Source organism: Rhodopirellula sp. MGV (assembly GCF_002251265.1).
Lineage (GTDB): Bacteria > Planctomycetota > Planctomycetia > Pirellulales > Pirellulaceae > Stieleria > Stieleria baltica_A.
Window position 1 is genome coordinate 1 of the sequence record NZ_NPDI01000060.1, and the last position, 17318, is coordinate 17318.

13 protein-coding genes are annotated in these 17318 nt (G+C 56.1%); 2 read left to right on the top strand and 11 right to left on the bottom strand.

The window, feature by feature from the left end; genetic code table 11:
* Window positions 1–38: 38 nt before the first annotated feature.
* Window positions 39–1079 (bottom strand): S1C family serine protease, encoded by a 1041-nt coding sequence (locus tag CGZ80_RS21080; RefSeq protein ID WP_233148565.1) that lies wholly within the window; start codon window positions 1077–1079, stop codon window positions 39–41.
* Between the two features lie 483 nt (window positions 1080–1562).
* Here CGZ80_RS21080 and glgC point away from each other — a divergent pair, with 483 nt between their 5' ends.
* Window positions 1563–2816 carry a glucose-1-phosphate adenylyltransferase gene (gene glgC, locus CGZ80_RS21085; RefSeq protein ID WP_094417668.1) on the top strand — a complete coding sequence of 418 codons (1254 nt, stop codon included), beginning with the start codon at window positions 1563–1565 and terminating at the stop codon, window positions 2814–2816.
* Window positions 2817–2996: 180 nt separating this feature from the next.
* Here the strand turns inward: glgC and katG are convergent, their stop codons facing one another.
* Both katG and CGZ80_RS21095 read right to left on the bottom strand, forming a co-directional pair.
* Window positions 2997–5363: a catalase/peroxidase HPI gene (gene katG, locus CGZ80_RS21090; protein WP_094417669.1), complete on the bottom strand. Its 2367-nt coding sequence runs from the start codon at window positions 5361–5363 to the stop codon at window positions 2997–2999.
* A 214-nt stretch (window positions 5364–5577) separates the two neighbouring features.
* The gene (locus CGZ80_RS21095; protein WP_094417693.1) at window positions 5578–7200 is read right to left on the bottom strand and encodes a sigma 54-interacting transcriptional regulator; all 1623 of its coding nucleotides are present in this window, start codon (window positions 7198–7200) and stop codon (window positions 5578–5580) included.
* Window positions 7201–7423: 223 nt separating this feature from the next.
* Between CGZ80_RS21095 and CGZ80_RS21100 the strand changes: the two genes are divergently transcribed.
* Window positions 7424–7972: a carboxymuconolactone decarboxylase family protein gene (locus CGZ80_RS21100; protein WP_094417670.1), complete on the top strand. Its 549-nt coding sequence runs from the start codon at window positions 7424–7426 to the stop codon at window positions 7970–7972.
* A 90-nt stretch (window positions 7973–8062) separates the two neighbouring features.
* On the opposite strand, the gene CGZ80_RS21105 is transcribed toward CGZ80_RS21100, so the two are convergent.
* The 8 genes from CGZ80_RS21105 to CGZ80_RS21140 form a co-directional block, all read right to left on the bottom strand.
* The gene (locus CGZ80_RS21105; protein WP_094417671.1) at window positions 8063–8428 is read right to left on the bottom strand and encodes a cytochrome C oxidase subunit IV family protein; all 366 of its coding nucleotides are present in this window, start codon (window positions 8426–8428) and stop codon (window positions 8063–8065) included.
* A gap of 69 nt (window positions 8429–8497) precedes the next feature.
* On the bottom strand, window positions 8498–9772 hold the full coding sequence (locus CGZ80_RS21110) for a cytochrome c oxidase subunit 3 (protein ID WP_094417672.1): 1275 nt from the start codon (window positions 9770–9772) through the stop codon (window positions 8498–8500).
* Between the two features lie 157 nt (window positions 9773–9929).
* Complete coding sequence (locus tag CGZ80_RS21115) at window positions 9930–11699, bottom strand: cbb3-type cytochrome c oxidase subunit I (protein WP_094417673.1); 1770 nt, start codon at window positions 11697–11699, stop codon at window positions 9930–9932.
* 147 nt (window positions 11700–11846) lie between these two features.
* Window positions 11847–13010 (bottom strand): c-type cytochrome, encoded by a 1164-nt coding sequence (locus CGZ80_RS21120; RefSeq protein WP_094417674.1) that lies wholly within the window; start codon window positions 13008–13010, stop codon window positions 11847–11849.
* Between the two features lie 19 nt (window positions 13011–13029).
* Complete coding sequence (locus tag CGZ80_RS21125) at window positions 13030–14040, bottom strand: SCO family protein (RefSeq protein ID WP_233148566.1); 1011 nt, start codon at window positions 14038–14040, stop codon at window positions 13030–13032.
* A complete protein-coding gene (locus CGZ80_RS21130) occupies window positions 14015–14335 on the bottom strand; it encodes a hypothetical protein (protein WP_094417676.1) in 321 nt (106 codons plus the stop codon). The genes CGZ80_RS21125 and CGZ80_RS21130 overlap by 26 nt, the downstream gene beginning before the upstream one ends.
* 103 nt (window positions 14336–14438) lie before the next feature.
* Window positions 14439–15716 carry a hypothetical protein gene (locus tag CGZ80_RS21135; RefSeq protein WP_094417677.1) on the bottom strand — a complete coding sequence of 426 codons (1278 nt, stop codon included), beginning with the start codon at window positions 15714–15716 and terminating at the stop codon, window positions 14439–14441.
* 108 nt (window positions 15717–15824) lie between these two features.
* A complete protein-coding gene (locus CGZ80_RS21140) occupies window positions 15825–17261 on the bottom strand; it encodes a quinol:electron acceptor oxidoreductase subunit ActD (protein WP_094417694.1) in 1437 nt (478 codons plus the stop codon).
* Between the last annotated feature and the right edge of the window lie 57 nt (window positions 17262–17318).

The following is a 17318-nucleotide window of genomic DNA, read 5'->3' on the forward strand; positions in this document are numbered from 1 at the left end:
TTGTCACGTTGCATTAGCCGATGGAGCCATTTCCTTTCTCACCGATTCGATCGATAACGGCACCTACACCAATGGCGGCCAAGGGACGGTGACGTTGGGCGGCCAAGGTGATTTGGCCCCGGGAAACCACGTCGCACCACACCGTGTTCGATAATGGAATTGACAACGGGGCCGGCGATCGAGACGGGGATGGCAAAGCCGATACCAGCACTTGATCCGCTGCGTGACATGATCGCGGTGTTGATGCCGACCAGTTCGCCGCGCAGGTTGACGAGTGGTCCGCCGGAGTTGCCGGGGTTGATCGCGGCGTCGGTTTGCAAGAAATCTTCGAAACCGTGGCCGTCGTCGACGATGCCACGAACGCGGTTCTTGCCGCTGATGATCCCGGCGGTCACTGTTTGTTCCAAGCCGAAGGGGCTGCCGATGGCGATGACCCAGTCGCCGACTTGGATGCGTTCAGAATCGCCGATCGGAATGGCGCTCAGGTTTTCGCGTTCAACTTTGACCACGGCGAGGTCGGTTTGCGGATCGATGCCGACGATCCGTCCGGCGGTGGTGGTGCCATCGCTGAATTCGATTTGCAATTCATCGGCGCCTTCGACGACGTGGTTGTTGGTCAGGATGTAACCGTCGCGACGAACGACCACGCCGCTGCCCATGCCGGTTTGTTCGAGTCGGCGCTGTTGGCCTTCGGGGGCGCCAAAGAATTCTTGGAAGCCGGGCGGAAGTCGACGGCCACCGACGACGCGCGTTTGAATGGTGTTGATGCTGACGACGCTTTCACGGACAAAGTTTGCGACGTTACGAAACGCTGTCGAAAGACCTTCCGCTGCGGCCAAATTTTGACCGCCCAAAGGCTGCTTGTCCGAGTTGCTGAAATCTTGCAAGGCAGCGGAGTTTTGTGCCAAGCGGTTTGGTGGTGGCGTGGGGTTGGTTAGCACGGGTTCTTGCGCGGTTGGATCGTTTCGCAAGAACGCAGGCGTCGTCATGACAACACCTGTCACTAAGGACCCCAACATCATGGCACCGAGTGCGCCACTCACGTGCTTCCACGTTCGGGTGCTGATCGTCGTCGGCATCTTCATTGACTCCGTTAGGTGGGTTGAGATTTGATTTAAGTCGAGTTTTGTTATCAGCGAAAAATGTTCACACCAAGCGACAGATTTACATCGCGTTGGCGGCGACTGATCCACTTCGCTGTCCGGTCGAGAGATGGTCGCAAGGTGGATTACGAAAGGCATTGACGGGGTGATTGAGGGGAAACCTCGGCCCATGTACGTCGCCACCTTGGCAGGTATCGGAAGCGGCGTTTAGCGAAAGCAAATTCGAGACCAAACGACGCACCGTGCGATACCGGCACCCTTACATCTTGTTTTAGGGGAAATGTCCGCCATTTTCTATTACGTCGTGGCTTCTCGATTTGGTAACTTACGACAAAGGGTAATGGTGCCGATATCGCAACGGTGCCCTGTCGGCCGAGCGGTCGGCAACATCGCCCCCGAGAGTGTTCGCTGTGAAGCTACCGCAGCGGCCATACCTGAAGATGGAACAGGTCTTCTGCAATGCGTGATATCTTGACTGTGATTCTGGCGGGTGGTCGTGGCTCACGACTTGAACCTTTGACCCGAGACCGAGCCAAGCCTGCGGTGCCGTTCGGCGGGCTGTATCGAATCATCGACTTCGTGTTGAGCAACTGTTTGAACAGCGACATGCGTCGGCTGTTATTGTTGACACAGTACAAGGCACAGTCGCTTGACCGGCATATCAACACAGCATGGCGGCAGTACTTTTGTCGAGAGCTTGGCGAGTTCATCGACGTGGTGCCGCCACAGCAACGGATCGCTGGCAATTGGTATTCGGGAACGGCCGATGCCGTTTATCAAAACATCTATGCGATCGAGCGTGAGAAGCCCGAGCATGTTGTGATCTTGGCCGGTGACCATATCTACAAAATGAACTACGACCCGATGGTTGAGTTCCACCGCAAAAGAAACGCCGATATCACGATCGGGGCGCTGCGTGTCAGCACCGAAGAGGCGAAGCAGTTCGGCGTGATGCAAATCGATACCGACCATCGTGTGCTCGGTTTCCAAGAAAAGCCCAGCTCGCCGATTCCGTCGCCCGAAGACCCAGACGTTTGTTTGGCGTCGATGGGGATTTACGTGTTCAACGCAAGGTTCTTGTACGAGGCGTTATGCAATGACGCCACGAACATGAAAAGCGACCATGACTTTGGTAAGAACATCATCCCGGGTGCGATCGATTCACACACCGTGTGCGCGTACCCATTCATGGACGAGAATCGTAAAAGCCAAGCCTACTGGCGTGACGTTGGTACGCTCGAAGCGTACTACGAAGCGTCGATGGACTTGATTTCGATCGATCCGCAATTGAACCTCTATGACGAGCATTGGCCGGTACGGGCTTTTCAGCCCAACCTGCCACCTCCGAAGTTCGTTTTTGGCAGCGAGGGCGGCTCGACCCGTCGAGGTTACGCGCTTGATTCGATGGTCTGCCAAGGTGCGATCATCAGTGGCGGCCATGTGTCGCGAAGCATTCTAGGACCTGGCGTTCGAGTCAACAGTTACGCATCAGTCGAAGACAGCATCTTGTTCGATGATGTCAACGTCGGGCGTCGAAGTCGGCTGCGGCGAGTGATCGTCGACAAGGGCGTTTCTATTCCGGCGGAAACCGAGATCGGTTTTGACCCAGCCGCCGATGCCGCTCGTGGATTAAAGGTCACCGAGAGCGGATTGGTGGTGATCAGCCGCGGCGAAAAGATCTCGCCCGCGTCTGTGGTCGGGCAAGTCGGTTAAGTAGCTCGATGATTCGGGTAGTGGATCTTGTTAAAGATCCGGCTTGAAGGCAGTGTGAAGGGAAGGCAGTGTGAGTGGGATCTTTAACAAGATCCACTACTTGGTTTGTCCAATAGCGGACGGCGAGTCCTTTGTGAAAGACTCGCCGTCGGCGTGGTTTTTGGTCAGTCGCGTTTGTGATTAGCGAACGTCGAAGCGATCCAAATTCATTACTTTGTTCCAGGCGGCGACAAAGTCTTGGACGAACTTTTCTTCGCCGTCTTGGCTGGCGTAAACTTCGGAGATGGCTCGCAGTTGCGAGTTGGATCCGAAGACCAAGTCGACCGCACTGGCAGTCCATTTGGCTTTTCCAGTGCTGCGATCACGGCCTTGGTAAAAGTGCTCGCAGACGGGAGACTTTTTCCACTGCGTATTCATGTCCAACAGGTTTACGAAGAAGTCGTTCGACAGTTGGCCAGGCGAGTCGGTGAAGACTCCTAGGTCTGGATAGCCAACGTTGGTGCCCAGGACACGCATCCCGCCAACGAGGACCGTCATCTCTGGTGCGGTCAGCGTCAACAATTGGGCTTTGTCGAGCAACAGTTCTTCGGCCGGGCGATCTTGGTGATGGCCGAGGTAGTTTCGAAAGCCATCGGAGGTCGGCTCCAGCGGTTCGAACGATTCGGCATCGGTCATTTCTGCGGTGGCATCGGTGCGACCCGGTGTGAACGGGACATCGACGGAGTGGCCGGCGTCACTGGCCGCTTTTTCAACAGCCGCACAACCGCCAAGGACAATCAGGTCAGCCAACGAGACGCGTTTGTCGCCTTGCTGCGATGCATTGAATTCCTTTTGGATGCCCTCCAGAGTACTGAGCACATTGGCGAGCTCGTCGGGTTGGTTGACGGGCCAATCTTTTTGTGGAGCCAACCGAATGCGTGCCCCGTTCGCACCACCGCGTTTGTCACTGCCACGGAAAGTCGACGCGGAAGCCCAAGCGGTGGAGACCAATTGCGGAACGGATAAACCGGAATCGAGCAGCTTTGTTTTCAAGCTGGCGATGTCGGAGTCGTTGATCAATTCGTGATCGACGGCGGGGACGGGGTCTTGCCAGATTTGAGGTTCGGCGACCCAGGGACCCAGACACCTTGAAACGGGGCCCATGTCACGGTGAGTCAGCTTGTACCAGGCTTTGGCGAACGCTTTTTCGAATTCCTCGGGATGTTCGTGAAAGCGTTTGGAGATCTTGTTAAAGCCGGGATCCATCTTGAGCGCGATGTCGGTCGTGAACATCATCGGCGCGTGTGTTTTGTTAGGCAGGTGCGCGTCGGGGACAAGCGTTTGCGCTGCCTCGTCTTTGGGTTTCCATTGATGGGCACCGGCGGGGCTCTTGTTCAGTTCCCATTCGAAGCTGAACAGGTTGTCGAAGTAATCGTGCGACCATTGGGCTGGCGTGGACGTCCAAGCGCCTTCCAGGCCACTGGTGATCGTGTCTTCGGCGTTGCCTTTGCCATGCGTGTTGATCCAGCCCAAGCCTTGTTCGGCGAGGCCGGCGGCTTCGGGTTCGGGGCCGACATTGCCTTTGGGGCTGGCCGCACCGTGTGCTTTGCCGAAGCTGTGTCCGCCAGCGATCAGTGCAACGGTTTCTTCGTCATTCATTGCCATCCGGCCAAAGGTGCGACGGATGGCTTCGGCGGCGGCCATCGGATCGGGTTGACCCTTGGGGCCTTCCGGGTTGACGTAGATCAGACCCATCTGTGTTGCGGCGAGCGGGTTTTCCAATTCGCTGTCGTCTTTGTCATAGCGTTTACCGCCAAGCCATTCGCTTTCGGGGCCCCAGTAGATGTCTTCTTGAGGTTCCCAGACATCGGCACGTCCGCCGGCAAACCCGATCGTTTCGAAGCCCATTGATTCCAAGGCGCAGTTACCGGCGAAGACCATCAAGTCTGCCCAGGAAATCTTGTTGCCGTATTTCTGTTTGATGGGCCAAAGCAGGCGACGTGCTTTGTCCAGGTTGGCGTTGTCGGGCCAGCTATTCAGAGGCGCAAACCGCTGTGTGCCATAGCCTGCGCCACCACGTCCGTCGGTCACACGGTAAGTACCAGCACTGTGCCATGCCATGCGAATGAACAAGGGGCCGTAGTGACCGTAGTCAGCCGGCCACCAGTCCTGCGACGTGGTCATCAGGGCGTTGACGTCTTTCTTAAGCTCGTCCAAGTCCAGCTTGGCGAATTCGTCGGCGTAGTTAAAATCCGGCCCCATGGGATTTCCCTTGGCCGAGTTTTGGTGCAGGACGCTGAGGTTCAGTTGGTTGGGCCACCAACCGGCGTTGGACATTGAACCCGCTGCGGTGGTGCGCATTCTCGCTGGGGCGTATTCATGTGTGCCGCCAACAACGGGACATTGCGCCGCGTCACCGGACGCAGTGTTTGTCTGCGAAGGGTCTGCCTGGGCAGGGCTCGATTGAGCGAACGCAGTTGTTGAGGAGCCTGCGACGCAGCCCGCTGCGAGGACCAACAGACGAAAAGGTTTGGCGGTTTTTGCCAAAGCCATGGACATACGATTCATTGTGATCTCCGGGGAATGGTCGTCACGGGGGCTTTCGGGCAACGATCCCGAAAACGCTCTACTTTTAGACCGGTGTTACTTTCAGACCACTGTAGGCCTCGAAGAAGGGGCTTTCCAATGCATTGTCCCGATGGCTTCCATGCATTAGGTGCATGGGGAGATCTTCGCGAGGGTGAACATTCAGTGACCAAACACTTCGTCCACCAAGCCCGGATCACTGCGCAGAGGTGCTGACGTTTAGCTTGCGCATTCGCGAAGCGAGCGTGGTCGGTTTCAGGCCCAGCACTGCTGCGGCACCTTCGGGACCGTAGATTTTGCCAGCACATTGTCGCAGTGCGTTGCGAATGTTGTTGATCTGGAGCTGAATCAATTCAGCCTCGGTCAAAATGGATTCGGTGTCGGTGTTCGACCGGTAGTGTTGGTCGTCAATCTGTCCCAGCTCGGAGAGGTCGTCGTGTAGGTCGAAACGCAATTTGCCATCGATTGATACGATGGCGGAGCGTTCAAGCACGTGTTGAAGTTCACGAATATTTCCAGGCCAGTTGTATCGCTGTAATTGTTGGACGTTGGCGAGCGTTAGGCGAAACGATTTACGACCGAGCTTGCGGCTGATCGAACGGAGGAAGTGCTTCGCGAGCAATGGTATGTCTTCGGAGCGCATGCGCAGCGGCGCGAGTTCGATCGGGAAGACGCTCAATCGGTAATAGAGGTCTTGGCGGAAGCGACCTTTGATCGCTTCGTTGCGCAGGTCACGGTTGGTGGCTGCGATGATGCGAACGTTGACACGGCGTGTTCGTTCTTCGCCAACGCGTTCGAGTTCGCCTTCCTGCAACACGCGTAGTAGTTTCGATTGCAGGTCCAAAGGGATCTCACCGACTTCATCGAGGAACAGTGTTCCACCGTCGGCCAGTTCGAATCGTCCGGCACGGTCGCGGAGTGCTCCGGTAAAGGAACCTTTGCTGTGTCCAAAGAATTCGCTCTCGTAGAGTTCACGTGGGATTGCCGCACAGTTCACTTTGATCAACGGCCGGTCGCAACGGTCGCTGCGGCGATGGACTTCACGAGCGATCAGTTCCTTACCGGTGCCGCTTTCGCCAAGCACAAGCACACTTGAGTCGGTTGGGGCGACTAGGTCGATTTGGCGAACGATGGTTTGTAGCGCGGCGCTTTGTCCGACCAGTTCACCAAAGGAGACTTCGCCGACTTCTTCACGTAGATATTCATTTTCAAGTTCCAGCCGTCGACGGAGCGATTCGATTTCGTCAACGGCTTGGGCGCTGGAAATCGCTGCGGCCAGTTGGTCGCTGATCATCATCAGCCATTGGTCGCAAGATGGCCCGATCGGGACTCGTGAGAAGATGCCGAGCACTCCGAGCGTCTCATCTCGATAGCGCAGCGGCATGCCTTGGAAAGCGACGATGCCTTCGGATTCGACCCAGGCGGGATCGACGATCCAATCGGATCCTTCGCCGATGTTGATACGGATCGGTTCCCCGGTTGCCGCAATCTGGCCGACTTTTCGAACGCCCATTGGCATTCGCCGAAAACTTCCATCCGTGTCTTGCCAGTGCTGATCTGGATCGACACGGCTATTTCCGAAGCTGGCCGCCAAGTGCAAACATGCGCGACGGTCACGGCATTCGGTGGCAAGTGAGCAGCGGTCGCAGTCGCCGTCACGTGGTGGCTTGGTCAGCCAAATCCGTACCAACGCAATCTGTAGATCGTGCCCCAGTCGCTGTACCGCAAGGGGGAGCAGCTCGGGCAAGTGATGTTTGCCTGAGATCGCGAGCAAGATCTCTTTCGGGTCACCAAAAACGGCATACGTATCAAGTCCCATCGATTCGATCCGGTAACGAAATAACGTGATTGTGTAACGATATTTCATCGTACCACGAAATGTCGTGGCTATTGGTTTTGCCCTGCCGGTTTTTTAAATCCTTGCTGGGTAATGACTTGCGGATTTGTTGTGAGGTTTGGCACGAGAGCTGAATAGAGCTGTTCTTCGTCAGGCAAATGGCCTGAAACAAAACTCTTTCCACTTTCGATTTGGAGAATCTCCGATGTCCCGTCTACCACACGTTAGCGTTGAACAAGCCGATGCCAAAGTTCGTCCCCTCTACGACGCGATCCAGTCAAAGCTGGGGATGGTTCCGAACATGATGCAGGTCATGGGGAACTCGGCCGCAACGTTGTCGGCGTACTTGCAGTTCAGCGGACAATTGGCCACTGGTGTTTTAACGGCAAAGCAGCGTGAGCTGATCGCGTTGTCGGTTGGTCAGGCCAACGAGTGCGGCTACTGCTTGGCAGCTCACTCGGCGCTGGGCAAACACGCTGGGCTCTCTGGCGAGCAGATTGCTGACGCCCGTCGTGGCAGTTCTGTTGATTCGAAAGACGATGCCTTGGTCAAATTCGCCCGTGCGATCGTGCAGAAGCAAGGGTTTGTCAGCAGCCATGACTTGGCGGACATTCGCTCGCATGGCTTTGGCGAAGACGCGGTGACAGAGATCATCGCCAACGTGGCGCTGAACCTGTTCACGAATTACTTCAATCACGTCGCCGATACGGAAATCGATTTTCCGGCGGCACCGGAATTGGCGGTCGCTTCCTAAGGCCACTCGGGTAAAAGGATCAGCGCATCAAAAAACGGCTTCGCACCTTTGGTGGAAGCCGTTTGTGATGTTTTGTACTAGCCGAGGCGATTAGCCTTCGGCTGGTGCGGCCATGACGGCGTCGTTCGTGACTGGGATGTCATCACCTTGCGAAGCACGGTTATCGAACAGCGTGAACATGATGAACAGTCCGACGAAGACGAACGATCCGAGGAACCAGATGACGTTCATCGGTTTGTCGAACGCTAGGTGCATGAAGATCGAACCGACCAGCACTGCTTTGATGGTGGCGATGATCATCACGACGATGATGTCGTAGCTACCCAAGTCAAAGTTCGCCTGAAACACCGTCAGAACGGTCAGCAAGGTCAAGACGACAAAGACACCGAACAACAACGGCAGTGGCAATGGGTGCGCGAAATCGTAACCTTCGCGAGAGCCTTCGTGTGCTGACATGGTGAGTATTAAACGGTTCAGAAAGGGAGTTGGCTTGGTGAAACGATCGACGGTCGGTGGCAGGCTGCCTTACCGGATCAGGTACATCAGCGGGAACAGGTAGATCCAAATCAAGTCGACCAAGTGCCAGTACAGACCGACGTAGTCGACGGGACCAAAGTAGTTCTTGTTGAAATCTTGTCGCAAGGCACGGACGAGCAACCAGATCAGCACGCCGATACCGGCGAGGATGTGAATCGCGTGAACGCCGGTCATGCAGTAATAGATACTGAAGAACACGCCCGCGCGGCTTTTACGCATCACGTTTTCTTCTGCCGCGGCGACGGTGGCCGAAACGTCATCGTAGACGTGATAGGTGATCGCACCGTTTGCCATGTCGTTTTGGGCCTGACGGGCAGCAAGTTCGCCTTGCAAACCGGTGTTGGTCGTGTCGGCAGCGAGACGTTTGATGACGTCCAGTTCGTTGTCACTGCTGACCATGGTTCCGGGAGCGACGAGACCTGCAATGGCTTCCGTAGGTGCAGCTTCGGCGGTCTCTTCCGTTGCCGCTTCTTGCTCATGCGATTCGGCAGCGTGTTCGCCTTCGCCCGCATGTTCTCCTTCAGCGTGCGAGTCGTGCTCACCGCCTTCGACGTGAGCAGCGTGTTCGGTTCCATGGGATTCGCTACCGCCAGATTCCAGGATTGTTCCCAGTCCGACACCGACGAAGAAGCACAGGAAAACGACCAAGATTGGCTTGGCACATTCGAATTGGAATTTGGCTCCACGCAGGAAGCTGACAACCAACCAGATAAAGATCCCGACTGTGGCCACTGCGAACGGGGCGCAGATGTAAGCCAAGTAGTTCGGCCCACCGACAGGGTGTGGGTTGCTTGGGTCGTAGGTAAACAGACCGGCAGGCAGCAGGCCCATCGTCCATTTGTGCGAGTATTCGATCGCCTTGACGCCCAAGAAGATCATCGCACAGCAAAGTGTTGATGCGATCAGGGCGGCGGTCTTTTTGTGTTGTTCGAGCTGCGACGCACGAACGGCCCAAGCCATCGTGAAGGAGCTGAACAGCAGAACGCCGGTGTTGATCGCACCAAGTTTGGTGTTCAAAAACTGGCTGCAGCCTTCGAAGACGTCAGGACGCCAAGATCGGTAAATGGCGTAGGCACAGAACATCCCGCTGAAGAACAGGACTTCGGTTACCAGGAAAATCCACATCCCGAGCTTACCACTATCGAACTGTTGTTCGGGGGTGTCGAAGTGGTGAGCGAGGTACGACGGATGGTCGTGGTCGTGACCGTGTGAATCGGCTGAATGGTCGGCCGTGGCAGAGTGCCCGGCATCAGTGGTAGCCATCAGTGGAGTCAACCGTGCGGGGGAAATGGATGTTTAAAAGTGCAAAGTGGATCGGAATCGCCTCCGAGGCGTCGTCCCGATGCGAGGACCGAAGGTTGACCGTGGTCGGCTTCGATCGTCGCGGTATCTATGCGATTGCTATTTCAATAGCGGGGAACTATTCCCCGGCGTGTGCTGGGCTTTCGGCGGGTTTTTCGCTGGGGACGGTTTCGCGTTTCGGCTCAATTTTCACGTAGCGTTCTGAAGCCGCGTCCCATTGGATGTCACCGAATTCGTAGGGGTCACCTACTACTGGTGGGCGTTCAAAGTTGTAGAACGGCGGTGGCGAGGTGCAGGCCCATTCCAAGGTTGCGGCACCCCAAGGGTTCGCAGGGGCTTTCTTGCCTTTGACCAGCGAAACCAGCAGGACGACCAATGCGACCAACAATCCGATGCCGAGCAGCAAAGCACCCCAGGTGCTCATCGCGTGCAAGCCGGCGAACTCAGGGTCGTAGGTCGCGTAACGGCGAGGCATCCCGCGGCTACCGAGGACGAACTGTGGCAAGAAGGTGAGGTTGAAACCGAGGAACACGATCACTGCGGAAATCTGTCCGCCAAGTTCGTTGTACATGCGGCCGAACATTTTTGGCCACCAGTGGAAGACAGCACCCAGGAAGGCAACCAGTGTTCCGCCGACCATCACGTAGTGGAAGTGGGCGACAACAAAGTAAGTGTCGTGCAGGTGCATGTCGGTTGCGAGCGTACCGAGGTGAAGTCCGGTCAGACCGCCAATTGTGAACAGGAAGATGAACGCGATGGCGTAGCACATCGGCGTGGTCATCGTGATCGCACCCTTGTACATCGTGGCCAACCAGTTGAACACCTTGATGGCCGATGGTACGGAAACGGTGAACGTCAGGGCACTAAAGATGATCGTGGTCATCGAGCCCATGCCCGCGGTGAACATGTGGTGTCCCCAGACCAAGAAGCCCAACAAGGCAATCGCGATCGAGGAGTACGCGATGAAGCGGTAACCGAAGATTCGTTTGTGCGAGTGAACACTGATCAGTTCGCTGATCACGCCGAAGGCGGGCAGAATCATGATGTATACAGCGGGGTGGCTGTAGAACCAGAAAAAGTGTTGGTAGGTGACAGGGTCACCGTTGTATTCGGGGTCAAAGATCCCGATGTGCATGGTGCGTTCAGCGATCAGCAACAGCAGCGTGATGCCCAAGACGGGCGTCGCCAAAACCTGGATGATGCTGGTCGAGTAGGTTGCCCACAAGAACAGTGGCATGCGGAACCAAGTCATCCCTGGCGGACGCATCGTGTTGATGGTCACGATGAAGTTCAGACCGGTGAAGATCGAGCTGAAACCCAGGATGAACGCACCCGAGGTAGCCAAGATCACCGAGGTGTCAGTTGTCGTGCTGTAAGGCGTATAGAACGTCCAGCCGGTATCGAGACCGCTGGCGAGCAACGCCATCACGAAGAACACGGCTCCGGCGACCCACAGAAAGAAACTGCTGAGGTTCAGTCGTGGGAAGGCGACGTCTTTGGCACCCAGCATTACGGGCACCAGGAAGTTACCGAGTGCGGCCGGAATACTGGGGATGATAAACAGGAACACCATGATCGCCCCGTGAAGGGTGAAGACCTGGTTGTAAATGTCGTTGGGGGCCTTGTCAGGGGCGAGCCACTTGAAGAATTCGTTGTTGAACAACCATCCGTCTGGCGCGAACAGGTGCAAACGAATCCCCAGTGCCAGCAGACCGGCAATAAGGAACGCCAGCGAGACGCCGACCAAGTACATCACGCCGATTCGCTTGTGATCCAGAGTGAAGACCCAGGTCAATAAGCCGCGCGAGTTGGTCAGGTAGTTTTCTTCAGGAGTCGGGTAGCCTGGATCTTTGACTTCGTATCCGGCTGGGACTGATCCAACAGACATTATTTACCTCGAACGATTGGCTCTTCCGGTCGTCGTTGCTCGTTGAGCAAGTCGGCAGTTCAGAAGAGTTTAGCGTGAATTCGGTGTTCTTTTAAATTGTTTCGGGGAATCGTAATCGCTCGCCACGTCTGCGGCGGCGTCGCAGGCTTACTCGGCCGCCGCTTCGGCGGGTTGTCCTTCACCTTCGGCGGCGGTCGTTTCGCCACCGCTTGCTCCGGCTTCGCCGAGGCTCTTGATGTATTCGATCAAGCTATAAATGTCGTCGTCAGTCAGCTGGCCTTTGTAGCTCGGCATGACAGGTTGGAATCCGGCAGCGATCTTGGCTTTCGGGTTCAGGATCGACTCACGCAGGTAGTTCTCGTCCGCGGTGACTGATTCGCCGCTTGCCAGCGGACGCGATTTACCGGCGAGGTCTTTCCAGCTTGGGCCGACCAGTTTGGTTCCGTCGATCGAGTGGCAGCTTTTGCATCCGCGGCGTTGATACAGTTTTTCGCCGTAGCTGGCGGGTGACTCGGTCGATGGGCGGCTGCTGTATTTTTTGATCCAAGCTTCGAGGTCTTCACGGGTTTCGTGAACGACAACGACGGTTTGCATTTGCGAGTGATTCGTTCCGCAGTACTCTGCACAGTAGAGGTCGTAGAACGAATAGCCATCGGGGGTGAACTGACGTGCGTCATAGTCCCAGCTGGCGTTCGTTTCGGCGTCTTTGGCGGCCAGTTGTTCCAGCTCTTCGTCGGTCGCGATCTTTTCGCTCGGCTCGGTCGCTTTGAACCACATGTAGTTGAAACGGCCAGGGACGATGTCCTTTTTGACGCGGAACGCAGGGATGTACAGGCTGTGGATGACGTCTTTGCTTGTCATCGTCAGCTTGGTTGGCTCACCGGCGACCACGTGCAATTCGGGGTGAATGACGAACTTGCCGTAGTTGATGCCCCAGCCCCATTTGTAAGCGTCGACACCAAGGTCATAAGCGCCTTCTGGGATGGTGCGGTGATTCAGGAAGCCCTGTGCACCGAAGTAGAACATCACGATCAGCAAGAATGATGGGCCGATCGACCAAACCAATTCGATGGTGGTGTTGTGATCCGTTTGGCTTTCCGCTTGTTGGCCTTTCGCTTTCTTGTATTTCAGTGCGAAACCGAACAACGCGATCACGATCGCGATGAAGAAGATCAGCGCGACGATGGTGATGAAGTGAAAGATCCAGTCGGAATCCGACGAGAACGTCGATGCCGACTTTGGGAAAAGCGACAGCTTGCTTTCAGTTTGGTCGGCAAGCAACGTGATCGCAGCGGGAATCATGTTCAACATTTCGAAAGGTGAGTTTGATTTATTGTTCGTTCGAATGGGTTTCGACAGCGGACGGGTTGTCTGAACTGTCGACCGGCGAGCCAGTCGCATGGGGACTTTGGTCCGCCGAACCGGGACCGCCTTTGCGACCGACCCAGTAGGGAACCAGTGCGGCCAACATCACCCCGATGAAGCCAAGCCCACACAGACGCATGAGTCGCCAAGCGTGCGGTGTGTAGGAATTGGAGTCGGGGTCATAGCTGTAGCACCACATGATGAATTGGTCGACGGCGTTTCCGACCGTTCCTTCGCCCGCTTCGACCAAAGCGAGTTTCAGTTGATCAGCCGGAAAGTCCAGCGAAAGCGAATAGCGTGTGATCACGCCTTTGGGCGAGATAAACGCCAGCATCGCTGGGTGGTTGTATTGTTGAATGGCTTCGTCGTAGCGGTATCGAAACCCAACGGTGTCAGCCAACTTGTCGATCACCGGCTGTTTGGCGGTGGTGAAGGTCCAACCGCGGTTTGCGAGCGGCTGATTGACAACATCGTCGACGTATTTTGCTTTGGTTTCCGCGGCCCGTTTCGTCGTCTCTTTGGGATCGATGCTGACGGTCAGGATTCGGAAGTCTTCGCCCAGTTTCAGGTCCAACTGATTCAGCGACGCGGTCAGCTGGTTCAGTTGGATACTGCACAGCATTGGGCAATTGCTGTAGTTCATCGTGAAAATGGTTGGGACGGTTCCGTCGATGACGTCCGCCACTTTGATTTCATTGCCGTTGGAATCCGTCAACGATAAATCCAGGGGCAGCGAGTCGCCCAAGTTTTGATCGACGGTGATTCCCTCGGCTTCGCGAGGCAACCCGGTGTTCAGCGTGACGGCGTCGTTGTCGGTGAACGCGCCTTGTGCGAACGCACTGGATTCACCGCAGAGCACGTGTCCGGCGCACACGACGAGCGTGATCGCCAAGTAGGCGATGGTCGTGATACCGGTCGCTTGCATCCGCGTGAATGCAGTTTCCGGCGAGCTAGGTTGCGTCGCTTTCGTTGTCATCAGCGTGGTTGTCGGAGTGCGCCTCTTCGATGACCGCTTGCATCGCTTTCTCGATCGGCATGATTGCGTTGCCCGTCGCGGGGTCGGCGCCGTAGCGAGAGATGCTTTCGGTTTGGTCGGTCAACACTTGGTTTTGTCGGCTGTAGCTGCTGTCAGCTTGGAGCTGAGTTTGGTGCGCGTCTACCAGGAGGTAGTACACGTACTGAACCGCCAAGATGGTGACGATCGTCACAAGAACCGAACCGATTCCGATCACGAAAATCTGGCGTGTATCTAGGTCGTCGTATTTAGCCATGGCTTTATTTGTCTGATTCTATCGGTCTTGGGCCGAAATGCGGAGGCGGAAAACCCGTTGATGCGACGCGGTGTCCCGCCCCCTCCTGTGTACTAATGCCGTCCTAAAGGTTTTCGAAAACGATCGATTCACGGAGGCGTGGGTCGCGAACAGCGATCACACGGTTGCCGCTGGCAACACGGAGACCGAGGCCAACGAACAGGGCGGTCATGCCAACGATCGAAAGGATGCTGGCAATCAGGCCAAGTGCTCCACCCAGGTTGGGAATGTTTTCGTGAACAAGATGCCGGGCTTCGGGCATCACGATCCAGTAAATGTCAATTGCGTGCATGACCAGGATGTAACACGCCCACATCGCCATCAGGCCGGGGCGGCGTCGGATGTGACGGCTCATCGTGCCAAGGAAAGGCACCAACCAGTGCAGCAAAATCAGGGCGATCGAAAGACCGCCGAAAACACCCCGCTGACGGGCGAAAAACCATTCCGTTTCTTCTGGCATGTTTCCGTACCAGATCAGCAGGTATTGGCTGAATCCGATGTAGGTCCAGAAAACGATGAAACCGAAGATGTATTTGCCAAGGTCGTGGTAATGCTCGACCGTGATTTCGTCTTTCATCGCGCCGTGACGTTGCAGCACGTACGACACGACGGTGATCAAGCAGTGTGCACTCAGGATCGCGCCGGCAAAGATGTAGACGCCGAACATGGTCGAGAACCACATCGGTGCCAGGCTCATGCCCCAGTCGAACGCCGCGAACGAGGTCGTCAACGCGAACAGCATCACAGCGGGGCCAGCCCAGTACTGCATGCGATCAGTCGCGGCGCGTTCGCCGGTTTCATCCTGAGTGGTGCTGCCACGCCAGTAATACACGGCGAGTCCGCCCCAGATCAGGAAGTACAGAACCGACCGTGCGATGAAGAACGGTGCGTTCAAGAAGCTGGTTTTGGTGGCCCACATTTTTGCGTCTAGCCCGTGTGCGCTAGCAAAATTCGGGTCGGTCCAGACGAACAGTCGACCTTCGAAGAATAGCGAGAACAGGATTGGCAAAAACAGGATCGCGAGCGGCAAGATCAAGATCATGAAGCATTCGGCGATGCGACGAACCACCACGCTCCATCCCGCACGCACGAGGTGCTGGATCAGGACGAAGAACAGCGAACCGAGTGCCAGAGTCAGCACATACATGTACGCCGTCAGGTAGGTTGAAAAACCGAATCGTGGCATCGATTCGCTTTCGGCGGCGAATGCCATGCCGACGCCAACGATAAGTGCCACCAAGCCGCCACCGAGCAGCGGCAATTGCAAACTGGCCAACGACGATGGCAGGCTGAACGTCGGATCGTCCGCTGGCTTAAACTTCGGTGCGGCGTGTTCGGACATGTTTGAACTGAAGTTGACTGTACAGAAGCGTGGTTGTTTCTAAGGCGAATGCCACCGGCAATCGCGGTTTAATAATCTCGCGTCGTTGGGACGCGAAGCTGACATCAATTACTTTTGCTCGCGAGCGGCGGCTGCCTTGGCGGCTTCGTCGGCTTGTCGTTGCAGCTCTTTTTGGGCGGCGTCGACAGCACTTTTGACTTCTTCTTTGCGACCTTCTGGAATCAGGTCCATCGTCGCATTTTGGCTTTTCTGCAAGGCGCGAACATAGGCGACGATAGCCCAGCGGTCTTCGACCTTGATCTGTCCGGCGTAGCCCGGCATTTTGCGAATCCCGTTGCTGATCGTCGAGAACAGCTTTCCATCGGGGTATTTGTCGCTGTACAGCGTGTCTTGGTGCATGTTGGACGGTGGCACCCAGGTGTCGAAACCTTTTTCCTGAGCACGTTGATTGACTAGGCCGTTGCCTTTGCCGTCCATGCCGTGGCAGACACTGCAGTAGATGCCGAATTGTTGTTGGCCGCGGGCCATCAACTCGCTGTCGACGGTCATCGGGTTTTCGGTGACCCAAGGTGTGGTGTCCATCACGCTTGGTGTTTCTTTGTCGTCCTCGGCTTTGGCGACATCGGTGACTTCGTCGGCTATCGCGGCTTGGTCATCTTGCATGAACGCGGCGACCAAGCGTTGAGCTTGAGGGGCGTTCATCGCTTGCAGCGAATCGACATCGATACCGGTCATCACGTCGAGTGAACCGATCAGTTGGCCACGGGCGACGGTACCGGGAACGTCGGGACGCATCGCACGGTTGTCGGCAAACAAGCTAGTGACTTGCTGCGCGTCTTTTGCCGGCGAAAAGTCCATGTCCATGAAGATGTGGAAACGCGGCTGGCTGCTGTTGGTGACACGCATCAACAGGACGCACAACAACGGGATGACCGACGCGGCAACGGCAACACCCCAGATGACGAAGATCGGCCGCGGGATCTCTTTGGGGGTGTTGTCTTCGAGCACTTCGCTGACGTAGTCGCTGCCGGTATCGGTCAGCAGCGATCGAACGCCTGCGGCATCGTAACGCTCGTCTTTGGCATCGATATACAGGAAGAACCGGTCATCGGTGGCGCGGTCGAATCGCGGGTCGGTGAACATCGGATTGCTGAAACGCGGCAGGCCGTTGAGGGCCCACATGCCGAAGAACGCACCGAAGGATGCCAACAGAATCGTTAGCTCGAACGCGACCGGGATGAATGCTGGTAGCGAGATGAACGGTTTGCCGGAGATGATGTACTTGTAATCAACACCGTTCATCCAAATTTCCATGGTCAGCGCGATACACGTGCCGGTCAGGCCTGCAAAGAAGCAGATCCATGGAAGGATTGTCGGTTTGATTCCGAGCGCCTTGTCGATCCCGTGAACCGGGAACGGCGTGTAGGCGTCAGTTTTTGTATAGCCGGCATCACGGATGCGACGGCAAGCGCTCAACAACGTGTCGACCGTTGTGAACTCGGCCATCATCCCGTGAACGATTTTTTCAGAATTGGTATCCGACATGTTTTCCTGATCCATCGAAACAGATCACAAGTGCTTGAATAAATGTTTCGTAACTTG